Genomic DNA, 9,721 nt, shown 5'->3' with positions numbered 1-9,721 from the left:
TCCCGCCTTTTTCTATTTTACAATTATTTGGGATCATCTGCTGTTGCTTCTCTTGCCAAAGCCACCTCGTCGGGCATGGCTTCCAACGAGGAATCCAACGCGAACAAGGATTCATCTGATGCGCGGTCACCACCGGCGATTTTCAATTTATCAATCAATTCCAATGCTAACTTCTCTTCCTCGATCTGCTCCTTAACAAACCACTGCGCAAAGTTCCATGTCGCCCAGTCCTTTTCCGCCAACGCCAAATTGACGATGTTATAGATCGCTTCAGTATTATCTACTTCGTGTTTAAAAACGCGATTAAAGCATTCGGTCAATGATTGTGGGTCAGCTGGCGGCTCTGCGATAGCTTGTATCCTAGGACGACCACCCCGTTCAAGTATATACCCCATAATCTTAGTCATGTGATTACGCTCTTCCTGCGCATGTCTATAAAGGAAATTGGCGATCCCGCCATAACCCTGATCATCTGCCCATATGCCCAACGCCAAATAAATCTGTGCAGCCTCAGCTTCTTTAGTCATCTGACTGATTAAAATTTGCTGCATTTCCTTTGACAATCGATTCGTTTCCATAATATTCATTTTGATTTAGGAAAAGAACAGTCTCAGCGCTGATTTCGTTTGAAATTTATCAAAACAAAAACGGCTAAAATCAGCCCGTTTAAATGAAAAGCAGCTCATTGCTAACACAGCGATTCCAACAGGCACAAAAAAAAGGGAACGCCTGTTGGCATTCCCTTTTGTATACTTTTATAGCGATACTATTTCAAGTTATCTCTATATACTTTCGCTTTTTTGATTTCTGTTTGGATATCTTTTTTCGATGCATCAAAGCTCAACACTTTTTCGTAATCCTTGATTGCATTGTTATAAGCGTCAGTTGCCATTGCCTTATTGTAGTTAGGCGTACCCTCCGTTCCGATCAAGATACCTAAATCGCGATTCGCGATCGCTCTATTTTGATAGAATTTCGAATCAGTCGGCGTAATAGCAATCGCTTTTGAATAATCCTCAATAGCAACTTTCAACAACTGCTCTTTGTTAGCAACAGATGTCTTATTTGTGGCTTGAGTAGCAAGATTGTTTGTTGCTTTCGCTTTGAAATATAAAGCATTTGCATTTTTACCGTTCAATGCAACTACTTTCCCAAAAGTCTCCGCTGATTTTTTATAGTCACCATTTTGAAATTGAGAATATCCCAACATGTATAATACATCCGGATCTTTCCCTTCCTGAGGTAGGGCTTTTGTCAAGTATGACTCGGCATTCTTGAAATCACCATCCAAAAGAGCTTTCTGCCCCATTCTCACATTAGCGTTGCTATGCTCAGCCTGTTTTGGTTGTTGTGCATTCGCGCTAAAAGCAACTAAGGCAAAAACCCCAGTAAACAAACCCAATTTAAATGATTTTAAATTCATATCTAACTAGTTACGTTTTTATATTCACTCTTTAATGATCACGTGTGATCGTTTCTACATTTTTGAAAAAACCGCCGATTGATTTCTTTAAACTTAAAAACGGCCATCGGCGCCCTTTCACATTCCAATATTACAATTATTATGCCTATTTCTCCAACAAATGGCAGATAAATTTTATTTAACCTGCCTTTTTTTCCTATTCTAGAAAATAGATTTGTAATTTTGCTCACTTTTAGCAATTGGCACTTCCCTTGCAATATAGGGGAAACAATAATAGAAGCTTAAAATTTGAAAGTCAGCCGTCAACATGTCAGCGACTGCCAAATACACAAAATAAATACTATGAGCAAATTCGAAACTTTTGATTTCAGTCAAGCAATTCCAATCGTTGCAGAGGATACCGAATTCTTCCCCTTACTTACACAAGAGGATGAAGATAATATGGCGAATGCTGAAATTCCAGAAGCATTGTCTATTTTGCCTTTGCGTAATACCGTATTATTTCCCGGTGTTGTCATTCCGATTACCGTAGGTCGAGATAAATCCATCAAACTGGTCAAAGAAGCCTATAAAGGCAGCAAAACCATCGGTGTTGTTTCTCAAAAGGACATGACTGTAGAGGACCCAGGGTTTGAAGAACTAAATAAAGTGGGCACCGTAGCTCATATCATTAAAGTCCTCCAAATGCCTGATGGTAATACCACCGTCATCATCCAGGGAAAACAACGGTTCAACTTGTTGGAAATTGTCGATACTGAGCCTTATTTAAAGGCACGTGTGGAGAAATTCAATGAAGCGAAGCCGAAGATGACCAAGCACTTTAAAGCGACAATTTCTACCTTAAAAGAAATGGCGCTGCAGATCATCCAGCTTTCGCCAAACTTACCTAGTGAAGCTGGTATCGCGATTAAAAATATTGAAAGCCCTTCGTTTCTGATCAACTTTATTTCGTCGAATATCAATGTCGAAATGGTCAGAAAACAGGAACTACTTCAAATACCTAAAGTAGAGAATCGTGCCAAACTTTTATTGGAGCTCCTGACAACAGAAATCCAGATGCTGGAACTAAAGCACCAGATCCAGAATAAAGTACGTGTCGACCTTGACAAGCAACAACGTGATTATTTCTTGAACCAACAGCTCAAAACAATCCAGGAAGAGCTGGGTGGAAACACCCCCGATCTTGAGCTGGAAGAGCTTAAAAAACGGGGTAAGAAAAAGAAATGGAATGTTGATGTCGAAAAACATTTCACAAAAGAACTCGAAAAGCTATCGCGTATCAATCCTGCGGCTGCTGATTATTCGGTACAGCTCAATTACCTTGAGCTACTACTTGATCTACCCTGGAATGAAACAACAAAAGACAATTTTGATTTAAACAAAGCACAAAAAGTGCTCGATAAAGATCATTATGGGCTTGAGAAAGTAAAAAAACGTATCATTGAATACCTTGCGGTATTGAAATTAAAAAATGATATGAAAGCACCTATTCTTTGTTTAGTAGGCCCTCCGGGAGTCGGTAAGACTTCTTTGGGAAGATCTATTGCCAAAGCATTGGGGCGTAAATATACCCGTATGGCCTTGGGTGGTGTGCGCGATGAAGCAGAAATCAGAGGACACCGCAAAACCTATATCGGCGCAATGCCGGGCCGTATCATCCAGTCCCTGAAAAAAGCAGGAGCAGCAAATCCGGTTTTTATTTTGGACGAAATCGATAAAATGAGTGCGGATTTCAAAGGAGATCCTTCGTCGGCCTTATTGGAGGTATTAGATCCGGAACAAAACACACATTTCTATGATCACTATGTCGAAATGGAGTTTGACCTTTCCAAAGTGATGTTTATTGCGACGGCCAATTCCTTGAGCGCTATTCAACCTGCGTTATTGGATCGGATGGAAATTATCGAAGTGAATGGTTATACCATCGAGGAGAAAATCGAAATCGCGAAAAAACACCTTTTGCCAAAACAACGCGAAATGCATGGAATGGCGGCCAAAGATGTCTCGTTAAAGGCTAAGATCATCGAACAGATTATCGAGGATTACACACGTGAATCTGGTGTGCGTGGATTAGAAAAAAAGATCGGCTCTGTGGTACGTGGTATTGCAACACGCATTGTCATGGAAAAGGATTACAGTCCGAGCATCAACGAACAGGATCTGCTTGATATCCTAGGTGCTCCAATATTTGATAAGGACATCTACGAAAATAACAATGTTGCCGGTGTCGTAACGGGCTTAGCCTGGACTTCTGTCGGCGGCGATATCTTATTTATAGAATCTTCGCTGAGCCCAGGAAAAGGACGTTTGAGCCTGACAGGTAATTTGGGTGATGTCATGAAAGAATCTGCGTCGATAGCACTAGCCTACCTGAAAGCCCATGCTTCGGATTTCGGCATTAACTACCGCGTTTTCGACCATTGGGATATCCATATCCACGTTCCTGCGGGTGCCATTCCAAAAGATGGCCCTTCAGCTGGTATAACCATGCTCACAGCACTGACATCGCTATTTACCCAACGTAAAGTGAAGGAAAAATTAGCCATGACAGGTGAAATTACATTACGTGGAAAAGTATTGCCTGTTGGCGGTATTAAGGAGAAAATCCTTGCCGCAAAACGTGCGAACATCAAAGATATTATCCTTTGTAAATCCAATGAAAAAGACATCTTGGAAATCAAGGAAGATTATATCAAAGACATGCAATTCCACTATGTGACTGAAATGTCGCAGGTGATCAAACTCGCGCTATTGGAAGAAAAAGTAACTGGTGCCATCGATCTGGCTCAAGATATAGAAAATACAAAAAAAGAGAATTAACAGATACCTGAAAGGTTTTGAATAGAAAGGGGCTATTCAAAATTTGGACTGCCCCCAAAAGATTGGACAAATTTAGTTAATTAGATTTGTAATAATGAGCTCGATATTCTGTCGGGCTCATTCCATTTAAATTTAGTTTTATCCGTTGATTATTGTAATAGGAGATATAATCTTCTATTTCGCTCACAGAACCTTATCAGCTATTCTTAAACGGTTTGAGCTGACTTTTCAAACAATTCTTTGTTGGAGCCAAGCTTCTTTATCATAGCTTTTGATTGCAGAAATCATCGTTTAGAACCTAACTTTTCATGTAGGAGCTCCTCGTCCAAACTATCTTCATATTTTGAAATCACCAGCGTTGCCGCTGAATTTCCGATCAAATTGGTTATCGCCCTTGCTTCACTCATAAAACGATCTACACCAAAGATCAAAGCGACTGATTCCACCGGTACATGGCCAACAACAGGCAAGGTCGCAGCGAGGGTAACGAAACCACTTCCTGTTACACCTGCAGCACCTTTAGAGGTCAATAACAACACCAGCAATAAGGTAATTTCCTGCTCCAGGCTGAGATGCATATTGAGCGCCTGCGAAATAAAGACCGCTGCCATGGTCAGATAGATACTTGTCCCATCCAGATTGAAAGAATAGCCCGTGGGGATAACTAAACCCACAACAGGCTTGGCACAACCCGCATCTTCCATCTTCTGCATAATGCCCGGCAACGCCGACTCGGATGAGGAAGTCCCCAAAACGATTAAAATCTCTTCTTTGATATATTTTAAAAACTTAAAAACATTCACCTTGAGATAAAAATACAATACGGCCCCAATCACGATGATCACGAAGATAAAACAGGTCAGGTAGAAGCTCAACATCAGCATACCGAGTTTAGATAAGGCCTGGATTCCAAACTTACCGATCGTAAAACCCATTGCTCCCATTGCCCCGATTGGAGCCAGGTACATGATCATTTTGATAATGGAGAAGAGAACCTTCAGAAAAGATTGCAATACATTGAGCACAGGCTCACAAGCTTTCTGCCCTATTTTTGTCATACCGATCCCAAATAGCACTGCAAAAACGAGTACCTGCAACATGTTGTCCGACGCTACCGCAGCTATCACATTACCTGGAATGATCCCGATGATAAAATCCATAAAACTATGTGGCTCTTTGGATTCTGAAATATAATGAGATACCGAAGATACATCAAGACTAGCTGGATCGGCGTTCATGCCAGTACCCGGCTGTATCCAATTAACAAAGACCAAACCGATAATCAGGGCAATCGTTGTCATGATCTCGAAATAGATAATGGAGGTTAAACCGATTTTCCCCACTTTTTTTGTATCCTGCATGCCCGCTATCCCGATCACAATGGAGCTAAAAATCAATGGCGCAATAACCATCTTGATCAGTTTAATAAAAGCATCTCCTAATGGTTTTAGCTTAACAGCAAAATCGGGGTAATAGATACCACAGATGATCCCCATAAGTATACCCACGATGACTTGAAAATAGAGGCTCTTAAAAATATGCTTCATGATAGATTTATTTACGGACAGTAATTTCCCTTGCTTTAATCGGTTTTTTAATTTAGGATATTGAAATTAATTGGTACGAATATAAAAAAAAAGGGATGCATAAATGCATCCCTTCCTATTATAATTTTGAACTTAGCTGCTGAAATATGCTCTTACATTCTTTCCTTCAATCCAGTTCATATAAGCTTTATTGACAACCTTGTTTCCACCAGGTGTTGGGTAATCACCGGAGAAATACCAATCACCCTTATGATCTGGACAAGCTTTGTGTAAATTATCCAAAGTCTGATAAACTACTTCAAGCTCTGCTTTCAGGTGGTGAGGTCTTACGATTCGGGCGATTTCTTCCGAGATCTCTTCATCAGTAAAAGGTGCGTAGATCGCTTTGACATAATTATCGATATCATTAACATCCTGAGTCATTGATAACACACATTTTTGATAAACTTCATCGATAATATGTGCCATACCACGTTGTTTTAGGAGATTAATTGCGGCTTCGAAAGCGACAAACTCACCCATACGTGACATATCGATACCATAACAATCTGGGTAACGGATCTGAGGCGCAGATGAAACAATCACGATTTTTTTCGGATTCAAACGATCCAGGATCGTTAAAATACTTTGTTTCAATGTTGTTCCCCTAACAATCGAGTCATCAATGGCAACGATCGTATCTTCGTGATCCTTTACAATACCGTAAGTTGTATCGTATACGTGCTGTACCATGTCTGTACGGTCCGCATCTTGCGTAATGAACGTACGTAGTTTAGCGTCCTTCACGTTAAGTTTTTCAAAACGAGGTTTAATACTCAAGATCTCATCCAATTCTTCATCAGAAATTTTTTCTGAGCGATTCAATAAAGTATCTTTTTGAAAATCCCGAACATAGGTATTGATACCATCCATTAAGCCATAGTAAGATACTTCAGCTGTATTTGGAATAAACGAGAATACGGTATTTTTGATGTTATTTTTAACAGATTCCAATACCTGAGGTACCAGTAATCTTCCTAATTCTTTACGTTCTTGATAGATATCAGCATCTGATCCACGTGAGAAGTAAATCCGTTCGAAAGAACAAGAACGTTGTTCTACGGGCTGTCTAAACATCTCTTGGGATACTGTACCATCTTTTTTAGCGATCAGGGCATGGCCTGGTTTAATTTCCTTCACAGCACCAATTGGAATATTGAATGCAGTTTGGATAACCGGTCTTTCCGATGCTACAACCAGGATCTCCTCATCCTGATAATAAAACGCCGGACGGATACCCGCTGGATCGCGCATAACAAAAGCATCACCATGACCAAAGATACCTGCGATGGTGTAACCGCCATCCCAAGTTTTGGCCGAACGCTTCAATATTTTGGTAACATCAATATTTTTAGCAATCAGCGAGCTGATCTCAATATTAGAATGACCTTCTTTTTTGAATTGATCGAAAAGATCTTGGTTCTCATCATCTAAGAAATGGCCAATTTTTTCCAAAACGGTTACGGTGTCCGCTTTTTCCTTTGGATGTTGTCCCAACTCATATAACTGTTGCAACAATTCGTCCACATTGGTCATGTTGAAGTTACCCGCTACCACCAAATTACGAGACATCCAATTGTTTTGTCTTAAAAATGGGTGACAGCTTTCGATGCTGTTCTTTCCATGCGTTCCATAGCGCAAATGTCCTAAAAGTACTTCTCCCGTAAAACTTACGTTATCTTTTAACCATTGCGTATCTTTTGACTCCTCCGGAAATGCTTTCTGAACAGAAGCAAATTTTTTCTGTACATATTCGAATATGTCTGCCACAGCAGTTGAGCCCATTGCTCTGTAACGCGAAATGTAACGATTTCCAGGTTTAACATCAAATTTAATGGTTGCAATTCCAGCCCCGTCTTGTCCACGGTTATGCTGTTTTTCCATTAATAGGTACAATTTGTTGATGCCATAAAATGGCGTACCATATTTTTCCTGATAATAAGATAAGGGTTTTAACAGGCGAATTAGTGCGATTCCGCACTCGTGTTTAATAGCGTCGCTCATATCTTGATTTGATGTCGCAAAAATAAGAATTATTTAGCACTTAGCGATCGCTCCGCTCACTTTTTCAGCAATAAAATTACAGTGAATAGACAGAGGCTCTTTCGAATAGCTCCTTAAGGCCTATTGGGCGATAAAAACAGGGACTTTCACCGCATGTCGCAGCTTGTTAACGGTCTCACCAAAAACAAAATCCTTCACACCACTGTGCCCATGGCTTCCAACAACCAGCAGATCGGCACCGTATTTTTCACATACTTCTGCAATACTCTTGATCCGGTTATTGTATCCCAGTTCATATTCAGTTTGATGTCCTTGCGACAATAGAAAATCAGCATACAATTTCAGCCGTTCCAAATCCTGACGCGATTCGTAATCATCCGTCGACTCCCCGGTATATTTCACCGATGCACTCTCAACAATATGTACAACGACAAAGGTCGTGTCGTCATGCGACAACTGTAAAGCATATTGAATTACTTTCTGATCTGAATTTGAGAAATCCAACGCGATCACAACTTTCTTAAAAGAGCCCTTATGTTCAAAATGCAATGCCTCGAATGGTGGGTGAACTTCCAGCTCCGTTGGTTTCGATTTGAGTAAAATGGGGTATAATACAGTCATGATAAGCAAGACGAATAAGCCCATCGCCCCCATCAGCAATAATACCGTTACCACAATATTATCGGCTTCACCAATCCAGCCGACCACTTCGTCGTAGACCAATTTAAAATTCAAAACAGCGATAATGGCCGCTATCAGCCAGGCCGCAATTTTTGTTAGCGGTTTAATGGCAAAAGAACCCATCTTGACTTTATCGCTCACAAAATGGATCAGCGGGATGACGGCAAAAGCGAGCTGCATACTCAAGATCACCTGACTAAAGATCAGCAGCTGTCCAACGCGACCTTCACCCGAAATAAGTATCACCAATACAGCCGGGATAATCGCCAAAAGCCGGGTTATAATCCTTCGCAAAGTCGGACTAATCCGCAATCGAAGGTATCCCTCCATCACAATCTGACCGGCTAGGGTTCCCGTCACCGTTGAGCTCTGTCCGGCAAGAATCAAGGCAACAGCAAACAATTTTGAGGCCCATTCCGTTCCAAGAAGATTGCCCAATAGGTGATAAGCATCTTCAAGTTCGGCAACGTCATGCATACCGTTTTTATGAAAAACAGAGGCTGCAAGAATCAATATCGCGGCATTTACCAAAAAGGCCAGGTTCAAAGCAATGGCGCTATCCCAAAAGTTATACTTGAGCGATTTTCGGATCGAAACCTCATTCCGGTCAATCTTCCGTGTCTGCACAAGAGCCGAGTGCAAATATAGATTATGTGGCATGACGGTTGCACCTATAATGCCTATAGCAATATATAGTGCGGCACTATTCGGGATACTGGGTATAAACCCAGTGGCCACCTCGGCAAAATCCGGTTTCGCCAAAAACATTTCTACCATGAAACACATGCCGATAAGCGCAATCAGGCCAATGATAAAAAGTTCCATTTTCCGCATCCCCAGCTTCTGAAGATAGAGCAATAAGAAGGTATCTGCAAAACTGATCATTACCCCCCAGAGCAGATCAATGCCGAAAAGGAGGTTAAGACCGATTGCCATACCCAAAACCTCCGCCAGGTCACAGGCTGCTATTGCAATTTCAGCAAGTACATAGAGCACAAAATTCATCCGTTTAGGATAGGTTTCCCTGTTACACTGCGCAAGGTCTTTACCGCGTACAATACCTAGACGGGCACATAGATTCTGTAGAACTAGCGCCATGATATTACTCATCAACAGCACCCAAATCAGGGTATACCCAAATTGGCTTCCTCCAGCAAGATCGGTAGCCCAGTTACCTGGATCCATATACCCAACACTAATGAGATAA

General features: G+C 41.1%; 7 protein-coding genes. 1 reads left to right on the top strand and 6 read right to left on the bottom strand.

Translation table 11 applies throughout. The features are described 5' to 3' along the window. Window positions 1–23: 23 nt before the first annotated feature. Window positions 24–578 (bottom strand): ferritin, encoded by a 555-nt coding sequence (locus tag B2X72_RS11945; RefSeq protein WP_286849702.1) that lies wholly within the window; start codon window positions 576–578, stop codon window positions 24–26. A gap of 188 nt (window positions 579–766) precedes the next feature. Then, complete coding sequence (locus B2X72_RS11940; RefSeq protein WP_070563675.1) at window positions 767–1,423, bottom strand: tetratricopeptide repeat protein; 657 nt, start codon at window positions 1,421–1,423, stop codon at window positions 767–769. A 342-nt stretch (window positions 1,424–1,765) separates the two neighbouring features. Here B2X72_RS11940 and lon point away from each other — a divergent pair, with 342 nt between their 5' ends. Then, window positions 1,766–4,243: an endopeptidase La gene (gene lon / locus B2X72_RS11935; RefSeq protein WP_070563678.1), complete on the top strand. Its 2,478-nt coding sequence runs from the start codon at window positions 1,766–1,768 to the stop codon at window positions 4,241–4,243. Window positions 4,244–4,319: 76 nt separating this feature from the next. Here lon and B2X72_RS26645 read toward each other — a convergent pair whose 3' ends face one another. From B2X72_RS26645 to B2X72_RS11920, 4 genes are all read right to left on the bottom strand, one after another. Beyond that, window positions 4,320–4,430: an IS3 family transposase gene (locus tag B2X72_RS26645; RefSeq protein WP_083295844.1), complete on the bottom strand. Its 111-nt coding sequence runs from the start codon at window positions 4,428–4,430 to the stop codon at window positions 4,320–4,322. 97 nt (window positions 4,431–4,527) lie between these two features. Beyond that, on the bottom strand, window positions 4,528–5,790 hold the full coding sequence (dctA, locus tag B2X72_RS11930; RefSeq protein WP_070563681.1) for a C4-dicarboxylate transporter DctA: 1,263 nt from the start codon (window positions 5,788–5,790) through the stop codon (window positions 4,528–4,530). A 132-nt stretch (window positions 5,791–5,922) separates the two neighbouring features. After that, entirely contained in the window at window positions 5,923–7,833 is a 1,911-nt protein-coding gene (locus B2X72_RS11925; protein ID WP_070563684.1) for a class II glutamine amidotransferase, read from the bottom strand. A 120-nt stretch (window positions 7,834–7,953) separates the two neighbouring features. Beyond that, window positions 7,954–9,721, bottom strand: a 1,768-nt coding sequence (locus B2X72_RS11920; protein WP_286849699.1) for an Nramp family divalent metal transporter, incomplete at its 5' end; no start/stop codon positions are given.

Source organism: Sphingobacterium sp. UBA7253 (genome assembly GCF_002472745.1).
Lineage (GTDB): Bacteria > Bacteroidota > Bacteroidia > Sphingobacteriales > Sphingobacteriaceae > Sphingobacterium > Sphingobacterium siyangense.
The sequence above is the reverse complement of the archived record's forward strand: the minus strand, read 5'-3'. Positions and strand labels throughout refer to the sequence as shown.

Excerpts from the sequence above, each read along its gene's own strand:
- B2X72_RS11945 (WP_286849702.1), bottom strand. The coding sequence starts at position 578 with ATGGAAACGAATCGATTGTCAAAGGAAATGCAGCAAATTTTAATCAGT.
- B2X72_RS11940 (WP_070563675.1), bottom strand. The coding sequence starts at position 1,423 with ATGAATTTAAAATCATTTAAATTGGGTTTGTTTACTGGGGTTTTTGCC.
- lon (WP_070563678.1), top strand. The coding sequence starts at position 1,766 with ATGAGCAAATTCGAAACTTTTGATTTCAGTCAAGCAATTCCAATCGTT.
- dctA (WP_070563681.1), bottom strand. The coding sequence starts at position 5,790 with ATGAAGCATATTTTTAAGAGCCTCTATTTTCAAGTCATCGTGGGTATA.
- B2X72_RS11925 (WP_070563684.1), bottom strand. The coding sequence starts at position 7,833 with ATGAGCGACGCTATTAAACACGAGTGCGGAATCGCACTAATTCGCCTG.